Origin of the sequence: Leptospira langatensis, assembly GCF_004770615.1 — a bacterium.
Taxonomy (GTDB): Bacteria; Spirochaetota; Leptospiria; order Leptospirales; family Leptospiraceae; genus Leptospira_B; species Leptospira_B langatensis.
Map to the genome: position 1 here is coordinate 429,492 of NZ_RQER01000001.1, position 20,179 is coordinate 449,670.

General features: G+C 45.3%; 13 protein-coding genes. 11 read left to right on the top strand and 2 right to left on the bottom strand.

What is annotated here, in order from left to right:
• Nucleotides 1-5 precede the first annotated feature (5 nt).
• Genes EHO57_RS01885 through EHO57_RS01895 form a run of 3 tightly spaced genes read left to right on the top strand, consistent with a single transcriptional unit; the run spans nt 6 to nt 4,457 of the window.
• Entirely contained in the window at nt 6-2,975 is a 2,970-nt protein-coding gene (locus EHO57_RS01885) for an efflux RND transporter permease subunit (RefSeq protein ID WP_135647083.1), read from the top strand.
• Nucleotides 2,976-2,977: 2 nt separating this feature from the next.
• Nucleotides 2,978-3,775: an MORN repeat-containing protein gene (locus tag EHO57_RS01890; protein ID WP_135647084.1), complete on the top strand. Its 798-nt coding sequence runs from the start codon at nt 2,978-2,980 to the stop codon at nt 3,773-3,775.
• Complete coding sequence (locus EHO57_RS01895; protein ID WP_135647085.1) at nt 3,768-4,457, top strand: hypothetical protein; 690 nt, start codon at nt 3,768-3,770, stop codon at nt 4,455-4,457. Before EHO57_RS01890 ends, EHO57_RS01895 begins: the two co-directional genes overlap by 8 nt.
• A 17-nt stretch (nt 4,458-4,474) precedes the next feature.
• Here the strand turns inward: EHO57_RS01895 and EHO57_RS01900 are convergent, their stop codons facing one another.
• Nucleotides 4,475-5,323, bottom strand: coding sequence for a hypothetical protein (locus tag EHO57_RS01900; protein WP_135647086.1), 849 nt, complete (start codon nt 5,321-5,323; stop codon nt 4,475-4,477).
• A 141-nt stretch (nt 5,324-5,464) separates the two neighbouring features.
• Between EHO57_RS01900 and EHO57_RS01905 the strand changes: the two genes are divergently transcribed.
• The 4 genes from EHO57_RS01905 (at nt 5,465) to EHO57_RS01920 (ending at nt 6,939) form a co-directional block, all read left to right on the top strand.
• Nucleotides 5,465-5,692: a hypothetical protein gene (locus EHO57_RS01905; protein ID WP_135647262.1), complete on the top strand. Its 228-nt coding sequence runs from the start codon at nt 5,465-5,467 to the stop codon at nt 5,690-5,692.
• Nucleotides 5,689-5,985: a type II toxin-antitoxin system RelE/ParE family toxin gene (locus EHO57_RS01910; RefSeq protein WP_135647087.1), complete on the top strand. Its 297-nt coding sequence runs from the start codon at nt 5,689-5,691 to the stop codon at nt 5,983-5,985. The genes EHO57_RS01905 and EHO57_RS01910 overlap by 4 nt, the downstream gene beginning before the upstream one ends.
• A gap of 220 nt (nt 5,986-6,205) precedes the next feature.
• Nucleotides 6,206-6,511: a type II toxin-antitoxin system Phd/YefM family antitoxin gene (locus EHO57_RS01915; RefSeq protein ID WP_246050448.1), complete on the top strand. Its 306-nt coding sequence runs from the start codon at nt 6,206-6,208 to the stop codon at nt 6,509-6,511.
• Nucleotides 6,511-6,939 (top strand): PIN domain-containing protein, encoded by a 429-nt coding sequence (locus EHO57_RS01920; RefSeq protein ID WP_135647089.1) that lies wholly within the window; start codon nt 6,511-6,513, stop codon nt 6,937-6,939. The genes EHO57_RS01915 and EHO57_RS01920 overlap by 1 nt, the downstream gene beginning before the upstream one ends.
• A gap of 65 nt (nt 6,940-7,004) precedes the next feature.
• Here EHO57_RS01920 and EHO57_RS01925 read toward each other — a convergent pair whose 3' ends face one another.
• A complete protein-coding gene (locus EHO57_RS01925; protein WP_135647090.1) occupies nt 7,005-7,439 on the bottom strand; it encodes a hypothetical protein in 435 nt (144 codons plus the stop codon).
• A 297-nt stretch (nt 7,440-7,736) separates the two neighbouring features.
• Here EHO57_RS01925 and EHO57_RS01930 point away from each other — a divergent pair, with 297 nt between their 5' ends.
• Genes EHO57_RS01930 through EHO57_RS01945 form a run of 4 tightly spaced genes read left to right on the top strand, consistent with a single transcriptional unit; the run spans nt 7,737 to nt 20,175 of the window.
• Nucleotides 7,737-10,517, top strand: coding sequence for an Lcl domain-containing protein (locus EHO57_RS01930; protein ID WP_246050450.1), 2,781 nt, complete (start codon nt 7,737-7,739; stop codon nt 10,515-10,517).
• A gap of 10 nt (nt 10,518-10,527) precedes the next feature.
• Nucleotides 10,528-11,133, top strand: coding sequence for an Lcl C-terminal domain-containing protein (locus tag EHO57_RS01935; protein WP_246050451.1), 606 nt, complete (start codon nt 10,528-10,530; stop codon nt 11,131-11,133).
• 25 nt (nt 11,134-11,158) lie between these two features.
• Nucleotides 11,159-19,438: a TIGR04388 family protein gene (locus EHO57_RS01940; RefSeq protein ID WP_135647091.1), complete on the top strand. Its 8,280-nt coding sequence runs from the start codon at nt 11,159-11,161 to the stop codon at nt 19,436-19,438.
• The gene (locus tag EHO57_RS01945; protein ID WP_135647092.1) at nt 19,435-20,175 is read left to right on the top strand and encodes an NADase-type glycan-binding domain-containing protein; all 741 of its coding nucleotides are present in this window, start codon (nt 19,435-19,437) and stop codon (nt 20,173-20,175) included. Before EHO57_RS01940 ends, EHO57_RS01945 begins: the two co-directional genes overlap by 4 nt.
• Nucleotides 20,176-20,179 lie beyond the last annotated feature (4 nt).

The following is a 20,179-nucleotide window of genomic DNA, read 5'->3' on the forward strand; positions in this document are numbered from 1 at the left end:
GTCGGATGAGCGATCTAAAGGATTTCCTGAGAGAGAGGATCTTAAGCGTTTGCATGCTTTTCTTCGGACTTCTTTTGTTCGGAGTGTTGGCTTTCTTTCAGGTCCCTGTTACTCTTTTTCCATCGATTGCCTATCCGGGGCTTACGATCTCCGTGGATTATCCAGGAGCGGATGTACTTCTTGTGGAGGAACTTTTGACCGCGCCGTTAGAGGAGGCAGTTTCCGGTGTGGGCGGGATCGAGGAGATCCGTTCTTTTGCGGAGAGAGGTAAGACAGAGATCAATATAGAATTCCGGAAAGGTGTGAATATCGATCTGAAGGGTTTAGAGATCCGAGAAAGGATCGATCTGATCGCTAGCGGTTTTCCGAGAGAAGTGCATAAGCCTTTGATCTTGCAGTACGATCCGGACCAAAGACCGGTGATGATCCTTTCTTTGGAGAGTCAGAAATTCGATTTCGCTACTTTAAGGAGCATCGCTGATAACGAGCTTAGGAGATATCTGGAGACTGTGGAGGGTGTGAGTAAGATCACTCCTTCCGGTGGAAAGGTAAGAGAGGTTTTGATCGGATGCGATCTGCAAAAGCTTAGAGCGTACGGTTTGGGTCTCGGAGATATCCAGGAAGTCATTCAAAAGAATAATAAGGACGCTTCGATCGGAGCAGTGGAGAAATCGGGAGGGACGGCGCAGCTTAGGATCTTCGGGAAGTACTCGAGCCTTAGAGATCTACAGAGGCAGCCTCTTCATTCTGCCGAACTAGGTAGGGTCTTTTTTTTGGAAGATGTGGCCCAGGTCTCTTTCGCGTATAGGGACGAGGAGAGCGCCGCTCGGATCAACGGTAAGGAAACGGTCAGCGTTTTCGTTTATAAATCCTCTTTGGGGAATACCCTTCAGATCGCTTCCTCTATCCGTCAAAAATTGGAGGATCTGAAGATCCCGGATGTACGTTTTAATGTGGTATACGACCAGTCCGATTCTATCCGAAAAACATATTTAAATATTCTAATATGCTTTAGTTTGGGAGCGGCGCTACTAGGAGGATTCTGGTATTATAGGAGAAGCAGAGGGAGAGACGAAAACTATATCACTTTGTTCTCCCAATTCCCTCTGAACTTCTTTTTGGTCCAATTCGTTCTTTTTATTAGTAAGACCGATTTCGATATTATCATAGCCTGTTCGATCCTTTTGGGATTTGCGATGTGGCTTGTGGTCTATCAGTCCCTTCCTAAGGAAAAGAAAGCCGGTCCCGGGGTGTTTTCGTTCCGAAACACGATCGGTGATTTTATTTCTCTTGTTGTGATCCTTCTTTCTCTTTGTTTGCCTTTGTATTATTTGGATCCGGATACAGGACAATCCACTTTGAGGCTGGGTGTATTTATCGTTTTGTATCTTTCTTTCTCTTATTTCCTTTTCCCTCCTTTTCATTTGATTTTGAGCAGGTTGAGGGGTTTACTCTTCGGTTCGTACGTTTCGGTCCCGGATCGTGTAGAGGGAGAGGACGGAGAAGAGGATCTTTTTCCAAAAGGGGGAAGCGCGTATCGTTTTCGCTTGGGGAGTGGCAATCTCTCCGAAAAGATCTTTTGGGGTCTGTATCTATTCTTTATTTTATTCGGATTATTTAATCTAGTGAGAAGCGATAAGGAACTTTTCTATTCGATAGAGAATAAGAGGATTATCGGGATCGTGGAACTTCCTTCCGGCTTTAATTTCAGTCAGACGAATGAGATCACTAAGAAGATCGAAGAGAAGATCGCGGCTGCGGAAGGTTTTGTGGAAGTCACTTCTAAAGTGGATCCCGGGCATGCGTTTTTAGTGATCACTGTGGACGACTCCAAGGTGGACGGGGACGATTTTATCCAAAAGGTGAGAGCTTCTATCGGGGATATCAGTCCCGCTTTTTGTTATTTTTCGAGAGAGTCGGAGAATTCCAGGTTCAAGGAAGTGAGGATCGATATCCTGGGGGACGATCTGGACAAGTTAGACGATCTTGCTAAGAACCTAGGAGCTAAGGCCTCTAAGATGAAGGGTGTGGGAGACGTGGTCTTGAACTATAAGTCTCCTAGGGACGAGCTAGAGCTTTCTTTGAATAATCATAAGACTTCGGGCGCCTCTTTGAATAATTCGGAGGTTGCCGGTTTTTTACGGACTGCTATCCAGGGTTCCGTGATCTCCAAGTTCATTTCGGACAATCGAGAGATGGATATTCGTTTGAGAGCCCTGAAGGAATTTCGAGATTCGAAGGAGAGTCTCGAAAAATTCGTAGTGAAGAACCAAGTGGGGAAGTATGTTCCTATTCCGGAGGTGACTTCTCAGAAAGAGGCGCATACTCCTACTCGTGTTTTTAGAAAGAATAAGAAGAGGGTTTTGTCTTTTTCCCTTCGGTTGACTAGCGGTTCGTACAATTCGGTGAAGTCGGAGATCGTTGCGGAACTGGAGAAGGATCTGCCTGAGAATTATTATATAGAGCTTGGAAGAAGCATGGAGAAGATCCTAGAAACGGAGAATCGTCTGTACGGGGTGATCGCTTTTTCTTTGGTGTTGATCTATATGGTGCTCGCTTCTTATTTCGAGTCGTTTCGAGAGCCTCTCGCTGTTATCGGAACTGCAGTGCTTCCGTTCTTTGCTACGCTTTCCGTGATGAGTTTGGTTTTCGGGACCTTGTCCTTGCCGGTGTATTTGGGACTTCTTTTGACGATCTCTATCGCATGCTTTCATGTGATGCGGATCCTGAAGACAGGAGAGGCGATTGGCACGGGTTTCAGAAGAAGGTCCGCTGTGATCGGGATCCTCGCATTGTTTTTGCCTCAGATCCTGTTTTCGAGAGAAGGCGGTAGATTTTTAATGGAGTTCGAAGTGACTCTGTTTGTCGGCTACGGTTCTTCTCTTTTATTGACCGCTTGGGCATTGCCTCATATCCAAAAGTTCTTATCTTCAATCGATATTAAAAGCCTGGTCCCGGCCAGGAAAGGCAGGTAGGTATGATCATACAAATATTCGATTTTCTTAAAAGAGCGTTTTCATTCGTTCGGGAATCTTTCCTCTTCCGAAAGATCGTTTCCTTTTATCAGCCTTTCACTTGGAAGAAGGGTCTGGGAACGTTTGTGGCTGTATTCGTATTGGTTGCCGCATATTATAGGATCTTTGACGACGCGATATGTATCTCGGGGGATTGTAAGAATAGTCTTTCTAAGATGGAATTCCGAAACGGGGATGTGTATGAAGGAATGTTCGTTGACTCGAAGCCGCAAGGGTTTGGGGCGTTTTGGGGTCCTAAGGGGGACTATTACCAAGGCGGTTGGTTTAGAGGCATGAAGCATGGGGTCGGGAAATACGTCTACCCGAACGGTACGGAGTATATCGGGGATTTTGTATTCAATAAGAAGGAAGGGCATGGGATCTTTAAATGGCAGGATGGGACAATCCTGAATGCGGATTGGATCGGAGACCATCCTCAGGGTAAGGGAGTCTTGACCCTGCCGGATTCGAGAAAGCTGCATGGGTATTACCAACGAGGATTTATTTACGATGGGAACGGAGTGTTTATCTATAACGACGGCTCCAAGTATATAGGGAGTTGGAAGGCGGGACAGAGACACGGGTTCGGGGTACTTTTTGCTTCGAACGGAATGGTATCGTACAAGGGACTTTGGAGAGAAGATAAACCGGCTCAGCCTTTCGTAAAGCCGGATGACCAGCCGGAACCATCAGCAGCGGAAGAGGCGAAGGTCTCGAAGGTTTTGAAGAAGAATAAGAAAAAGGGAAAGAATCATGAGTGAGCGTTTGGAAAAATTAAAAGCATTATTAAAAGATAATATTTATACTAGGGCGTTTTGGAAAAACCTGAATTATAATCTCCATCCAGAAGAGGTGTTGAAGGAGACCCCTAAGGAATTTTTGAGAGGTACGATCAAGATCTTTCTTCTCTTTTTGGGAACGTATGTGGTGTTCAATGTCCTGGTGTCTCTTACGAATGCGGCTTATTTGGTGGAGTATGGGGACCAGATGAAGGCTTTTTACGACCAGGGCAGGATCTCCTTGAGCATGTATCTCATGAATTCCTTTCCGAACAGTATCATTTTGCTCGCAGTTTCGTTCTTGGTGTTCCAATACTATGTGGCGGGATTGAGCTATGTTAGCCTGTGGATCCTAGGAGAAAAGGATAGATCCTTTAGAAGGGCGCTTGGGATCGCATTTTCGACCGGGCTGTACGTATTGTTGTCCTTTTTTCCTATATTAGTCATTTTTAATGTGGTTCCGAATAGCTTTCAGAAGGACCCTTTTAAGATGATCCTGTTCTTGAGCTTTAACGGGATCTTCTTTTTCGGTTCGATTGTGGTCCAATCCATCTTTTACGTGAAGATGTATAGGGCGGTGTTCGGCCAAAACCTGGGAAGGGCGCTACTCACTTGGCTTTTTCCTTTCTTTGCGTTTGTGACCTTTATCGTTTCCAATCTATAGGCGAAAGAGCCCGTATTTTAAAAAGCAGGTTCGTTCTCGGCCTCTTTGGTCAGGTCGGCGAGACTTGCGTTTCTAATATGTTCTTTCCAGAGGATGGGAGGTGTTGTGTTGGTTTGGAAGGCCACACAGCGAACCGCGCCCGAAGGAGCGTTGGAAGTCCTGGCGCAGAAGGAATAACGGATGGTGTCCGGGAGTTTTGCTATGCCTTCTTGCAGGGTGGAAAAGTAGTTCACCGTTAGGAATTGGGGCTGGGTAGTAAACAGATTGCTAATATAGGTCCAAGGGAAGGCTGCGAAACTAGGATAGAAGCTGAGTCTTGCTAGGTTCTTTATATGTGGATCGTCGTTGTTCAGGCATTTTTCCACAGAGTATGGGAGACGGTGGGCCGCTCCCATCCATAAGATCTTTGACATCTCCTCGGAACCTCGGGAAACGGTGGAAATCTGGACCGTAAATCTGTCCTGGCATTTTATCTTATTATAATCCACTAATACTAAGAACTCGAGGAGGCCGCCTTTCTCGTCCGTGAGGAGGGAGCCTACCGGGATGGCTGAGACTTTGGCGATATTGGGAGAGTCTGGAGTGCCATTCTTTCCCTTTAGGTCGGAGTCGAGAGTCTTTCGAAAGAGCTGCCCATCTTCCCAAGTAATAGGAGAGGAGATCCAATGGTTGAGTAGGGTCTCGCCGTTTTTGTCCAGCATGGGGTAGAAGATCTGTTTGGTATAGGCCGTTGGGCGGACTAGTTTGTATTCGATGCGGGGAAAGATCTGTCTTGGTGGGAATTGGTTGGGAAGTTCGGAATCTGCAGTGCAGGCGGAGAGGAAAGATAAGAGGAGAATGATCGTAATTCGGATTCCGTTTTTCATGTGTCTTGGTCCTGGGAAGGCAGTACAATAGTATTAGAGATATACGCTATAATTTGCAAGTAAGTAACTTTCTAATCCAGTAAGGGATAAATCGGATATTTTCTCGCTTGATTTTTGGAAGATGTAAGCCATAAAGAAGGTGTGAATCTCCTTCCTAAAATTACGATAGGCGAACTTCAAGGCATGGAAATCGAAGAGCAGATTGATGCTCTTTCTGCGATTTGGGATCAGATCGCTTTAAAAAATCCGGCGATCCAATTGTCTAAAGAAGAACAGCAGTTGTTAGACAAACGATTTATGGATGAACAAAATATGCCAGGGAAATCTTGGGCAGATCTTAAGAAGCAAATCCTCAAATCCAAACAGTGAGTCATTTAGAAGTTCGCATTAAGCCTAGTGCTGAACAGGATATTATCCAAGCTGTTGCTTACTACAATAGCCAAAAGGAAAATTTAGGTTATGAATTTCTATTAGAGATAGATCATTCATTAGAGCGAGTTAGCTATTTTCCCAAAATTGGCCCAATCGTTTATAAAAACTTTAGACAGCTATTGACTCGGCGATTTCCATTCCGAATTTTTTATCGAATCTCAGACAATCAGTATATCGATATTTATGCAGTATTGCATCAAAGTCGCGAATTTAGAAAGTTATTCCTCTAGATACTAACAAGATCCAAGGGAAGTTATCGTTTTAAATAATAATAATAAATGAAGTTGGTAATTTGAATTCCGTGCTTCCTGTGTCTTGGTCCTGGGAAATTTAGGATAAGTCATTGAAAGGAATGGGGAAAAATGCAAGAAGAAAGGGGAGAAAAAAAGGGAGTGGGGATGGAAAAAGACTTGGAAAAGAGGCCACAGGGGCTACAATTAGGGGATGAGGATGGTAGGGGTTCGGGAGCTGAAGAACCAATTGAGTAAGTATCTGCAACTCGTAAAGCAGGGAGAGACGGTGGTGATCACAGAACATGAACAGGTGATCGCAGAGATCAAGAAGCCGTCGGAAAATATGGAGGATCGGGAGAAGAGAGTGTATTCCTATTTAGAAGAGCAGAGTCGGATCGGGAAGCTAGTGCTTGCTAAGAGGGATCGCTCGCAAATAGATAACATTATAAAAGACCGTTCTGCAAGAAATCAGATACCGGATTGGAAGGAGATCCATGAGGATTCCAGAAAGGATCGGACCTGATGGCTGTGTATGTGGACTCGAGTGCCGTACTATCGATCCTTTTTCAGGAGCCGAGCTTAGAGAGATCCAAGGAAATTTGGAAGTCCTCCAGAGTTCGTATCAGTTCCGTATTGCTTGCGGCAGAATGCAAGGTCAGTATCAGACGAATTTATTCCCATCATAAGAAGAAGCTTGGTCCGAATTGGAGAGAGAAACGATTGGAGGAGTTGGATCGACTCTTAGAAGAAATCCATCTGAAGAATTTAGATCGTTCGACTCTGGAACGTTTGGATGACGAAGAGGCTTTGTCCGGTTGTAGGACTTTAGACGCGCTACATTTGGCTACCGCTCTGGAATTTCGCAGGGATCTAAGAGGCGAGATCTCGATCTTTTCGTACGATGTAGGTTTCAATCAGGTGGCAGAGGAGCTGGGCTTTAGGATCTTGTAGGTTGGGGAAGGGCTCGCGGAGGGAGTGATCCCCGGGCGTTGGCCCGAGGATTGGAAAAAGGGAGATTACTGGACTTGGAGTGTAATTTGGTAATTCGGATCTGGAGTACCAATCACAGTGTATTTAACTATGAAGTCGCCAGCAGTTTGTACCGTATATACGTTGCCGTCTGCCGTCTGGTCATCAAGCATAGTGGGAGTTATATCACTGCCTGCAGGCATATTTGTAGGTGCGACTGACGAAGAAAATGGACAACCTCCTTTGAAAGCTTCAAAGGATAGGGTGTCGGTGGCTGGAAGTCCGACAGTGATCTGATCTCCTACTTGCATGTTCGGCAAGAGTGCGAAGCCAATGGAGTCGCTACCCGATTTTTTGAATTTCACATTCACTACAGGGCCGCCTTTAGTTGCGGTCACTTCGGGAAAGACTGTTTTAGAAAAGCCGCCAGTAATCACGACGCATCCACCGAGAAGCCCGGGATCCAAAAAGAGCATGGTCATTAAATTTGAAGCAGTATCGTCTTTGCCGCTTGGACAATTCGTAAAACAGGATATTGTTACTAAAAGGATAGCTAATCTGGTGATCAGAACTTTTTTCATATGTGTTGGATAAACTCCCTTGTTAGGGCCAAGGCAGCATAGTGTATGCATTTCGTCTATTAAAAACGGAAAATTAACTTCGTTTGTGGATTCCTTTGTAAGATTCATATCCCAAATTGTAGATAAGTGTGTTTCTTTAGCAAAAAACGTCATACCTTGTTACAAAAAGTGTTTCTTCTTTAAATATTACAAGGGAGTATGACGGTGTTCACCCGTTCCATGGGTATTCATCTTGTTATGTATGAGGTTTCAGTGATCGTTGCTTGGCGGCCCATTCTCCATTTCACTCGAATTTCCTTTCTTGCACTTTTTCTTCTAGTCAATTGCAGTCCTAAGTCGGCGAGCTACGGTGTTTTGGCTGCGTTAGAGCAGATGCTCTTGGGGCTCGGCGTGGGCAATGGAGGGGGAGGAGGGATCTTTCCTCCGTATACGGGCTCTCATTCTTTCTTGCCTGGCGATTCTGTGAACCTGAACGGGAACTCTGGTTCTGTAGGGAATGGAACGATCTTGGATCCGAGTAACAACGGTTCGGCGCTTGGGATCGCGACGGAAGGTAACGGAGTCCCCAATCTGATCTTTTTGTACCAAGGGACGAATACTACTCCCTATGCTGTGGATGTGAATGGGGACGGTCTGGCAGATTATTATCTTTGCTATCCTTCGGATGGGACTACGACCTTGCATACGGGAACCAATTGCGGGGGGAATCAGGTATTCGTGCGTCCGGGGCAAGGTTTCGATACGAATGGGGATGGGGTAGTAGATAACCCGATGATGGCGCTTTTGGCGTCGGACTTCACCGTGCCGCATAGCAGCATTTCTCCTTCTCCCGGGATCTATGGAGGGGCTCAGAATGTTACGATCACTTGCGCGGATAATTTAGCTCCTGGGAATATCGCTTATACGTTAGATGGGACCACTCCTAGTTTGAGCCCGGCTAACGGACATATTACGAATCCACCTTCTACTTCGTTTGCTGTGGGTGGCTCGGGTGATGGGGATTATACGGTTCAGTACAGATGTCGAGATCTGGCGGGAAGGACGGAAGGGGTCAATACCGCCACGTATCAGATCAATCATGCTGTTCCGAATGTGACCATCTCCACTCCTTTCAGCTCCGCTTATGTAAGCGCGAATTCGGGGGCAGTGAATTTAGCGAGCTTCTCCTGGAAATCGAATCAGACAGGTAGTTATTCCGTTCGTCAGGGCGGGACTGGATGCACGGACGGGAATGTGATCGATTCGGGGCTTGCCTCTGCGAACGCGGCGAATACTTCCTTTGTGCAGGCAAGCCAATTGGCAGTGGGCTTGAATACTCTGTATATTTGTGTGACTGCGGGGCTTACTGGAAGGACTACGATCACGATCACGAGAGACGATACTCCTCCTACGGTGAGCACGAATCCTGGGGCAGGGGCCTATGGAACTTCTCCCGTGAGTGTGCAATTGGTGTACAGCGACGATAGCGGGTCTGCGAGCGGTTTTACGGTTCTTTATACATTAGATAATTCTAATCCTACGATCAATTCGGCCACAGGGGCAGTGGGGAACGGGATCGTTTATAATCCTTCGACCCCGATCAGTTTGAGCCAGACGACTACGATCCGGTTTTTGGCAAGGGATCCTGCGGGGAATGTGACTAGCTCCGTGCAGTCTAGCGTGTTCACCATCGATGAGTCCTTGGCTACGATCACTTTGAATTCTTATTCTCCGGCTTCGAGAGCAGTGAATGCGAGTTCCAACCAGAGCATTGCTTGGCAGTTTGCGGGGAACGGGGCTTCTTATAAGGTCCTCATCGGTGGAAATAAGTGTTCAAGCTCCACGAACGGAGGAACGACTACCTACCAAGCGCCTTCGGGTACTAGTTATAGCAATTTGTCAGATTGCGAGTGTACTAGCGGAACGGCTCTGGCAGGAGGTGCGAGTGCCTTTAAGAGCGGGAATGTGGTGAGTTCGGGCGCCACAGGATCGGATATCCAAGCGAATACCGCTGTGACTACTGTGATCGATAATCTGAATTTCGTAGTGGGTAAGAATTCAGTCCTATTCTGCGTAGCGAACCAGACAAACCAACCGCACTATGCGAGTGTGGTGACCTCGATCTGGAAGGACACCTTGGCTCCTCAGGTGACCTCGACTACTCCTACGGGTGGGTATACGGGTGTGGATCCTACGTTAGGAAGTGTCACCGTAGTATTCAGCGAGCCTATGGACTCGAGCTTTACGCCGACCATGGTGTTCGAGTTCTTTGACGGAAGTACCTGGCAGAGCTTGAATATTACGAATATTAAATATGTTTGGGATAGCAATAATCCGGATACGTTCAAGGCGGTATTGCCTTGGGTGTATTTCCCTGAAAACGCGCTGATCCGTTGGAAAATACTCCAGAATACGATGAGGGATGTGACGGGGATCCTGCTTGCTTCCGATGTAGTGTTGTCCTTTATGACGACTACTTATTCGAACGCTTACGGATATGGGTTCACAGTATTCAAGACGAACGGGAACGACGCTACAACAGGTCTTGGGGTTGCCCATAATTACGGATCCGGACCTGTTGCATTGTCTTCTTCTTATCCGGGAGATCTTGTGACCGGGGATGCGGTTACCGGTTTGAAATGGAAGAGCACGGAAGAATCAGGCACATTTACTTATAATACTGCGGTGAATCAATGCTCCAGTTTGAACCTTCAGCATGGGGGAGTCGGATATGCGGCACTCACAAATTGGAGGCTTCCGACTGTCCAGGAGTTAGAGACATTGTCCATTTATCAGGCTTCGGGATCGGCCAATCCTCCTGCAGTTACTTCGGGAGCGTTTACAAACTTCTCTTCTGCGGAATATTGGAGTTCTACTTTGTTTGTGGCGAATCCGACTAACGCGTGGTTTGTGAATTTTAACGATCCGGATTCGTATTTCAATCTGAGCTCGTCTCTCTATCATGTGAGATGTGTGTCCGGGGTCCCGAACTCTCATTGAGGGAAATTTTATGAAGGATATTTTAAGATCTCTAACAATGAGTGTCATCGGATCGGTCGGGAAATCCTTATTCGCTATTGCGATCTTATTTTTGCTTTTTTCGGAAGTGTTTGCGGATGCTCCGAGTAGATTCGTGCAGGCGAGTACGAGCGATGCAAATGCGATCCAGGATAAGTCCACAGGGTTGTACTGGCAGAAATGTATTTATCCTATGAAATGGGATACTTCGGGTTCTACTTCTCAGTGTAAGGTGCCCACTCCGGCCCCGAGCGGAAATTATCTGAATTCGTCCACAATGACTTGGAGCCAGGCGACGAATGCGACCAAGAAGATCTGTACCTGGTACGGAGCGAATTGGAGAGTCCCTACGATCGCGGAATTGAAATCGCTCGTGGAAAGGTCCCAGTACAATCCCGCTCTGAATTCTATATTCGATCCGGGCGCTGCTGCGGGGGGAAGTTCCGGGAACGGGATCCCTGACTTTTTCTGGACTAGCACTGTGTACGGGGCGGATGTAAGTTACGCGTGGACCGTGAATTTTTATTACGGGTATATCTATCATACCTCGGCCAAAGTGAATAGTTATTATCTCAGATGCGTAGCTAATACTCCATAAATAAATCTAGCAGAAGGTTTTCCGAATGAATCGTATGAAGACTGTGTCCTTAGTGTGTGTGCTTTTCGGATTGGTATTTCCATTTTCAGACAGGGTGATCTCACAGTCAGTGAGTGTGCCGGATCTGAATGTGCAGAGCTTCAGTCCCTATTGGCAGCAACAATTGCAGGGTTCGTATTCTGTTGCGAATTCGATGCAGGATATCACTCATTGGGATGCATTCGTTCTGCAGAGTTATGGGGTGCTTCAATCCCAATGGCAGGCACAGGTGCAGGCACAGATCCAGGCTGCGGTCGCAGGGATCAATACTCAGGATAGTTTTCAGAGCGTTCAAGATTATAAGAGCTATGTGTACGATATGATGGAGAGTCAGGCTGCTACGCTTTTGTCCAGTTGGCAGACCTCCGCAGAGAGTTCGATCCAGGCGCAGAGAAACGCTTTTATAGATACATATTATAACGGAAATGCGGCTCAGGTCGCAAACTTGAAGGGCCAGTTCGATCAGGAATTCAAGGATATGGTCAACGGGAATAGTCCTACGTTAGGTGGGGCTTCCAATTCGGATACCAGCTTCTTGACGGATCCTCAGACTTCTCTCTTGCAAATGGAACAACAATGGTATGCACAGTTCAATTCCAATTTGTCGAACGGACTTTGGAATTATCAGCAGGCATTGCAATCCTTGAATTCGAATTATCAGGACCTATTGGATCAGATCAACAGTACAGAAGCAAAGTACCAGCAATACATGGCTCAGATCCAATCCTATCAGAATAATGTGAAGGAGCAGATCAAGGGGACATTGGACGGGTACCAGCAATTCTTGAATGGGAACGATCTGTTCTGGAATTCTGCGAGTACTTTGTACGATGCGACTAGCTCCAGTTATGTGATCCCCACTTGCGCGTCTACCAGCTGTACGGATTATACATACGACTCGACCACTCAGCAATTCGTGGGAAGTTGTGCGAGCGGGGATACTTGTGTTCAGATCCGTTACGATAATATCAATCATCAATATTTGAACCCGACTTGTCCAAGCGGTCATGATTGCAGTGCGAATTCGAACCATCCGAACGTATCTATCCATACATCCTTGAACGCTGACGGGTTGGCATTTCAGAAGGTGATCAATAGCATAGAGAATGCGATCATCAACGGTAAGTCCACTTTAGCGATCTTTGATAAGACTAGCGGACAGATGCTTTCGTATCCGCAGAGCTGCCTTGCAGATACGAGCAATTGTGTGACGGGCTGGTACGATTCTTCTCAATCCAAGTTTTTGACGAGTGCCAGTTGCCCTACCAACGATACTTGCTATCAGGCAGTGGTGGATGCGACCAATTCGAGTGCTTTAACAGGATTGTATTATGCGAACAATTGTAATTCGTCGGACCCGAATTGCGTAACCTGTCCGATGACCGGACCTTCCCAGGATACCTGTCAGATCCAAAGCATGGATGCTTCTCTGATCTATGCAGCGACCTCAATGTCGAATTTCTTGCAGAATGAACAGGCAATTGCTCAGAATCAGGTGACGACCTACCAGACGGGACTAACTCCGCAACCTCAAAATATTGATGTCTCAATTTCTACTAATAGTTTATCAAATAGCGAAGTCAGAGGTGCGGCCGGATTAGCGCTTCAGGTAATCAACTTACTTACAGGGAAAGAAACTTCAGAAGAAGTAGCGAACTGGTTGATGAATACTTATTCCGCAGGCTTAGTCGGTTCCTGCGGTACAGTAAATCAAGATGCTAATTCAGCATGTTTCCTATCAAGTATTGCAGGTTTATCCCCAGGTGCTACGATCACTTCTGTATCGGCTTTGACAAATGAAACGAACTTGCAGGCAATTAATGATCCTAGTCTCGTTTGTGGTCAGGGATCGCCTTTGCCTACTGGATGTTCCCTGACCTGTCATGATTGGGCGGGTTGTTCTGCCTTTCCGTTTGCTTTGAATACGGTGGCCATGATCGGTTGGGCAGATCCAGGCTATGTAGGACAGGCGTATGGGCAATATTTCAGCGATAATCATACTTGGAATAGTGGTGGTACAGATAACTTTTTTGATTATACAGAATACCAGAACTGGGGGGTATTTGGAGTAGATTACGGTGCTGCCCCTGTAATCGTACAGGCGGATGATATCCGGATTACTTTAAAATACTATACAGTAAATAACAACGCACATGCGAATGCGGCTACTTGGCAGGATCTGAATTTGCAGCTGCAAAGCTTTTCGTACAATTGGACCCAGAATGTGCTGCCTTCGATCGTGAATTGGACGGGACAGGTGAGTTCTTTTGAATCTCAGTATGCGGATTGGCAGAAGACTGAAACTGGCTTACTTGCGCAGGCGCAACAAGACTATGTGACCCAATTGCAGAAGCTACAGAGCAATGAGACAGCCTGGCTTACGCAGATGAACCAATTGCAAAAGGATGCGACTGCAGATTTTACGGCAGCCAACAATAAGCTGAGAGACGGTAAGTTCCAGTCGGATGCTGGGACTTTGGCTCAGGAGCTTTTGGGTAATCTGAAATTGAGTTCTCCGAATTCAGGGTCAGATATTTCGCAATCAGCGACTTTGGATTCGAGCACATTATTTAGTACTCTTTTGAACCAGGCGAAGGGTGTGAATGTGGATGGAGGGTTGCCGAATTTCAATCTTTTAGGCGCATTCAGTAATTCATTCAACACTGCTCTTTCGGGACTCACGAACTTAACTCTATTGTCCTCCACCAATAACGCTCTTTTGAATAGCAAGGCAAGCTATATGCAACAGCTTGCCGATTCTATGGTCAACCAAAGGACTTTCACTCAGAACGGAGAGAGCGATCTTTTAAGACAGCATGGAGATTATTCTACCAAAGAAGAGGCAGGTAAGTCCTATCTTATCAACCAAGATGGGAATTTTGTTCATTGCGATGCAAATGGACAGAATTGTAGCGCCTGTCTAGGCGGCGTTTCTGCAGCAGATTGTCAGGGTGGCGCTACTGAGCTTAGTAATTATATCACTTCGATTTGCGGGCAGAATCTGGATTCGTCTGCTTGCAGTAATTATACTACTTTAAAGTATTCGAATGTTCATGTAGACAATAGCGGAAATATAGTCGCAGACGAAAAAGTCTATAACGGAAATGCAAGTGTTTGTAACGGAGGGGACGCAACTAACGCGGCGGATTATTGCTTTGGGCAAGATACTGCGCATTTGACCATCGGGCCTCCTGCGGCATTCGGCCTAGGATATGGCGGAACATCCCTAGGGAATGTATTTGATTCCAGTACTGAGGCGAGTAACCGGATCAGTGCTGCGATCGGAAGAAGCTTTTCGAGCATGAACGACTTCTTTGTGAATAACGGTTATACGACTGCACTCATGGCGAATGCGTCTGCTTTAGATATGCAAAGTAATCGGAATGCAGGTCTTGCTTCCAATTCAGCTACGCATCAAGCGGGAATGGCGAATTTCCTCGCCGATTTCGTTTCTATGGTCGTTTTAGGTGGTGCGAGCACTCAACAATTCATGGCACATGAAGCGCATGAGATCGTTCAGAACGTGATGACTAGCTTTCTTGTGAAAACATTCAATCTATCTCCGGAAGTGGCCGCGTTCTTGTCGGGTGGATTCTTGGATCATATGGCTTATAAAGAGGCTCAGCATGAGTTGAACCATAGCGGGTTGAACTTTATGAAAGAGAACTTGGGCTTAGAAGGGGATCTACTTTATAAGATCGGTGGTGGGATGTTCTATAAAGAAGATCTGCAAGCTTTGCAGCAATGGAAGAATGATCGCTTTGGAGTTTATGGATTAGCAGTTACCGAATACGGAAAGTCCCAAAACTGGGATCCACAAACGATCCAATTCGCCTCACAGATGGCGACAGATTATATGCGTCAGAGAGATGCGAAGATGGAACTCGGAATGAGAGGTTCCATGTTCTCTATCAGCCGATTAGAAGGAACCATTAAAACTTTCATGGCCTCGATTGAAGGGCCTATCATGGAAGGAGTAGGAGCTTTTGCACAGGCAGAAGCAAGATACCTAAGGAATACAGGAGTCATTTCCAAGAGAGAAGAAAAGGACTTCGATAGTGACTTACGTTACACGATCAACACAGTGAAGTTGAAAGACGATAAGGATGCGATCAAGATCTGGAAAGAGGATCAGGCGCAGACAGCTGTATTTGGAGTAGGGCAATACGGCAAAGAACACGGCTGGACTAAAGATGAAATCAGCCAGATGCAAAGATTCGCATACGATTATGTGAAGAACAAACAGGCTGAACGTGAGTTTGGCGAGACATCTGGCTTTGGATCCTTAGGACGAATAGAAGGGCAACTGAAGCTAATCGGAAGCGATTTTGGCGGAGTCATGGCGGAAGGAGTTGGATCCGTTGTAAAACTCGCAGGCGAGGGACTCCGAGATCTGCACGTGATCACGAAGGCAGATGAGAAACGCTTAGATGGGAATCTAAGACAAGACATAGATGCAACCAAGCTGCGAGAGTATAAGGATGCACAGAAATCCTGGCATGCAGATCAAGCGCAGATTGCAAGAACGGATGTAAGCATCTATGGACACGCGAACGGATGGAGCGACGCCCAGATTGCACAGATCAGCGATCTAGTCGGGAACTATGTAACGAGACAACAGGCGAAGGCGGACATGAACAAGAAGGGAATTCTTGAACTGAATCCGCTCGTCGCCGGCTTTGAGTATTTAGACAAGCAACTGTTCAAGGGCGGGATCACAACGATGATCGCTCAGATCGGAAGAGGAGTGCTCACGACAGTAGCAGATGTGTTTAAGGATGTGGGCATCCTGTCAAAACAAGATGCAAAAGCATTTTATAAACAGACGAAAGATTGGTCGAACGATGTAACGCACGCAGATCTGAAGGCATTGTCGCAACAAGGGAATATAGACAAGCATTGGGTTAAAGAGAAGGAAAGAGAGTTAGTTTTTACTGCTTTAGGTAAGATGTTAGATCCGAACGGATCACCTGAAGAGCAAGAGATGCTTAGTAAGCTACTCACCACTTATTTCGATCATAAGGAACAAGAGAAGCAGGAGAAGAAGGCGAGGGAGCATCAAGCTGAGATGGCTGTCGAACTAGCCGCATCTGTAGTGATCACAGCTGCATCTGGAGGAGCGGGTGCCGAAGCACTTGAATATGTGATAGCTCAAATTGGAGAGTATGTAGGTGCGATTGCTGATGCTTCAGATGTAATAGAAGCTGGAATGCTTTTTGACGAAGTAGCGCCTGTCATTCAATATTCTGTCGGTGCGGTTGACGTTGGAGCACAGACATATTTTGGGTATCAAGATGGTGGCACGAATGGAGCCGTAGCGGGGTTCATTAATGGAGTTTTAAGTGTTGCCACTGCAATCAACAAGTGGCCAGTAACCGGATACGTCTCTTGGACGCCTCATCAGAATAGTAATATCTTACTTGGAGAAGATGGACAAGCAGGTGGCTGGGGCGGAGGCTTAAGTGGTGCGCTTGGCAATTTAAATGGTGGGATCAGTTTTGCACCTGGCTCTGGTGTGGATCTGAATATTAACTACAACTTTGGAGGAGAAGGCAGTTCTTTACCCAAGGGAATGTTTGCCGGGTTTGACTATAGTGCCGGTAGCGGAAGTTATACAGTCAATGGTGGTTATGATTTCAATCCTAAGGGAAATAACCATATAGGTATTACCGGATCAGCAAGTAGTACAGGATCTGCGAGCATAGGAGCTTTTTACAACTATGGTAATGCAGGCAACAAGACTGATGGTAGGAACGGTTTAGGCGGAACGTTAAACTATTCGAATGATGGAACGTTTAGAGCGAGTGGACAGTATAGAGGAGCGGATACCTGGTCATTAGGATATAATACAGAAACGCATAAATTCGGTAAAATAGAAGCGAATGAGAATTTCCAAAGAGATTTCAATACTTCGATTGCGCAAGAATTTGCAGGAGAGCATAAGTCAGTTGCACTGGAGACGATCATTCGTGGTGTAGGGGAACACTTAATAGCGAACGGAGTGATGAGCCGTGAAAAAGTGACTGAGATTATGGCTAAGGGTGAAGGAGAACATTTACTTAGTGAGTATCAAAAACATAAAGAAGAGATAGTTTCTCAGAAAGACGGAATGCAGAAGCTTACAGCAGAGATCCGTAAAACTTCGGAAGCATTATCACAAAGTACCGAGCGTCCAATGGAAGCGGTTGTAGGAGGCAAATCGGCAGAAGGGGTGTTCGAGAAGCTCTGGTCTAATATCAAGGGTGAAGCAATGCTTGCCTTTGGTGTAAAAGATACTGGCGGTATTCGAGTCAACGAAAAAGGTCAATTGGAGTTCGATACTTGTTTCGTAGCTGGGACATTAATCAGAACGAAATCAGGATTCACCCCGATAGAGAAGCTTAAAGTGGGAGACTATGTATTATCTCACAATGAGAAGACAGGGATCCTCTCTTATAACAAGATCACAGAGACATTTATTCATGATGTCCCAGCAATCTACCAGATCACGTATACAAATGGAACCAAAGTAGAGACAACCTGGAACCACCCATTCTATATCAAAGGACAGGGTTGGACTCAGGCTAAGTTCTTAACCAAAGAGAACCGCTCTGTTACTCTGACCAGTATTCAAAACGCAGCGATCTTGCAAGAGATGAGTCATAGACCTCACATGAATATTTCATTGGTAGCTCTGAATAATAAGGCCTCTGTTACGCCATGGAACGAGTTATACGAGGGAACTGCTGGGATTGCTAAGATAGAGAGAGTGATCCGTCCAGAGAAAGTGTATAACATAGAGGTCGAGGGAGATCATAGCTACTTTGTGACCAAGAATGGGTTACTGGTGCATAATTATGATGAGAAGATCCGAGGAATTATGGCTGACACTTCTTTAACTCCAAATGAGCGAATTAAGAAGATTTATGAACGCACAGAATTTGTTCATGAGGGCAAAAAATGGATTAGAGAAGAAATTGTTGTAGGAGAAAAAACTCTGAAGAATGGAACCAAAGAGCAAATTAAAGGTTTTTCATTCTTCACAAAAGAGAATCAGTTTGGAAGAACGGACCGATTAACATTTAAGGAAGTGGATTCGGGATTCAAAGACTCACATGGTAAGTCGATTAAAACCATTGAAGCGGTCCAGGTGCAGTCTGAAAATACAGATTACCCCGAAACTAAAACCTACGATAGATATTTCAACTGGAAAGGGGATACGGATAGGGTTGGAACATTGCCAACATTGAGCGAGAATCCACAGTTGCATAGAGATTACGCAATGAGATTTCTTGAGCAAAGGGGCTACACCGTCTTAAGAAACGAAGATGGCAGCCCGAGGATGGCTCCTGATAAGAAGTCAATATTAGTAGAAGGTGGAAGAGTTCTCTTAGGTTATGCGGATCGGACACAAAGGGATGTTACTTACAAAGGCGATGTGGTAATTCATGAATATCCAGATCACAAGCAAGGAGATCTAAAAGGTGGCCATATCTGTCAATCATCTGCACCAGCACTCATTTTAGAAGGAATGGGCTTCAAGATGACGCACGAACAGGTGCAAGAATTCGGAAGATTGAATGTAATGTTGGCGAAAGAGAACGCAATATTTGGCAAGGAATTAGACAATTTAAAACCTTCTCAAATTGAAGTGGAAGACTTTGTAAATAACACTTTCCCTGCTCTCGGGTTTACAGGTGGTGAGGTGAAATTGCGTGAAGGCACTTTTAAGTTAAAGGAACCAGACAGATCTCAATTCTTATCTGAAACTGAATACCAGAATGACTTGTCGAATTATAATTTAGCTAAAGCTCAATTTCAGGAACAGAAAAATCAGCAATTTAAAGAATGGGTAAAGAGCCAGATCGATCAAAATAAACCTGTAGTTGTTGCTGGTTCCTTTGCAGGTTTAGGTCACGTGGTGGCAATTGTAGGCTATGATAAGAATGGCTGGGTCATCCATGATTCCTATGGGGATGCAAATAGTGGTTATAAAGGTGGTGATCAGAAAAAGACTGGTCAATTTGTTAACTATGGCTACGATAAGTTTCCGATTAGTGTAGGCTATACTATCGCTCCGAGAGAAGGTGGTCCTTTAAATCGATCCCAGATGAAGGAAGTCAATGAAGCACGTTTTGCTTGGAAGGAAGCTCAAAACGATTTAAATGGCCTAAAGCCTGGCGTTTCTGCTAGTAAAAGAAAGGAATACCAGCAAGCAAGAGACAATGCAAAAAATAATTATTTTGAAATTACGAAGAAATATAAATTGGGAATAACTTGGAAATGAAATACAAGGTTTTATTGTTATCTGTTTTTTTAGTAGCCTTAGGTTTATCAGGACAAGAGGAAAAGCGGCAGTCTAAGGATTGTCGTAAAGTTAAGGATAATGAAGCATTACGAAATTTAAAATCATTAACGCTCGGCGAGGTTTTTCAAGGTGTTTTTAAAACGGCCGGAGGAGACGATACCGATTCGTTACAATGGGCTTCCTCTCATCTTCAAATGCCGAAGGCTAGCGGATGCTCTTACTCAGCGTTTAGTGTTCATCCGTATGCTGCAGGTAGCACTTGGTGTGAAGGAGTGGCTTCGGAAGGGATTGGGGAAGTGGTTCTTTCTTATATTGATGGCGATAAAAACTTTTTTTATATTCAGCCAGGAAATCAATCTTCAAAGAAAATATTTAGTGAACTGGCAAGACCAAAAGAAGTAACTATTTACTATTTAGTGCCAGATGAGATTGCTCATGAGCAACAAGGAGCGTTGGTATTTCGTCTTCCAGAGCTATCCGGTAAACAAAAGGTGACTTTAAAGGACGAAGTGGGATTTCAAAAAGTGATTATTGAAAATTACGATGCACTTAAGAAGGCTCTGAAGAAAAGTCGACTTCAAAAAGACTATGTACTTGTTGCATTGGAAATTAACAGTGTATATCTCGGAGAAAAAAGTGAGTATAAAGATATAACTTGCGTCCGTAACATTTCTAATTCGATGGAAGAGAAATATTACAAACAAGTTCCGAAGTGATTCA

Bases quoted from the DNA above. Each gene is read 5' to 3' on its own strand.
- EHO57_RS01885 (WP_135647083.1), top strand. From the start codon at position 6: ATGAGCGATCTAAAGGATTTCCTGAGAGAGAGGATCTTAAGCGTTTGC.
- EHO57_RS01895 (WP_135647085.1), top strand. From the start codon at position 3,768: ATGAGTGAGCGTTTGGAAAAATTAAAAGCATTATTAAAAGATAATATT.
- EHO57_RS01920 (WP_135647089.1), top strand. From the start codon at position 6,511: ATGGCTGTGTATGTGGACTCGAGTGCCGTACTATCGATCCTTTTTCAG.
- EHO57_RS01925 (WP_135647090.1), bottom strand. From the start codon at position 7,439: ATGACCATGCTCTTTTTGGATCCCGGGCTTCTCGGTGGATGCGTCGTG.
- EHO57_RS01890 (WP_135647084.1), top strand. From the start codon at position 2,978: ATGATCATACAAATATTCGATTTTCTTAAAAGAGCGTTTTCATTCGTT.
- EHO57_RS01940 (WP_135647091.1), top strand. From the start codon at position 11,159: ATGAATCGTATGAAGACTGTGTCCTTAGTGTGTGTGCTTTTCGGATTG.
- EHO57_RS01900 (WP_135647086.1), bottom strand. From the start codon at position 5,323: ATGAAAAACGGAATCCGAATTACGATCATTCTCCTCTTATCTTTCCTC.
- EHO57_RS01915 (WP_246050448.1), top strand. From the start codon at position 6,206: ATGGTAGGGGTTCGGGAGCTGAAGAACCAATTGAGTAAGTATCTGCAA.
- EHO57_RS01945 (WP_135647092.1), top strand. From the start codon at position 19,435: ATGAAATACAAGGTTTTATTGTTATCTGTTTTTTTAGTAGCCTTAGGT.
- EHO57_RS01935 (WP_246050451.1), top strand. From the start codon at position 10,528: ATGAAGGATATTTTAAGATCTCTAACAATGAGTGTCATCGGATCGGTC.
- EHO57_RS01930 (WP_246050450.1), top strand. From the start codon at position 7,737: ATGACGGTGTTCACCCGTTCCATGGGTATTCATCTTGTTATGTATGAG.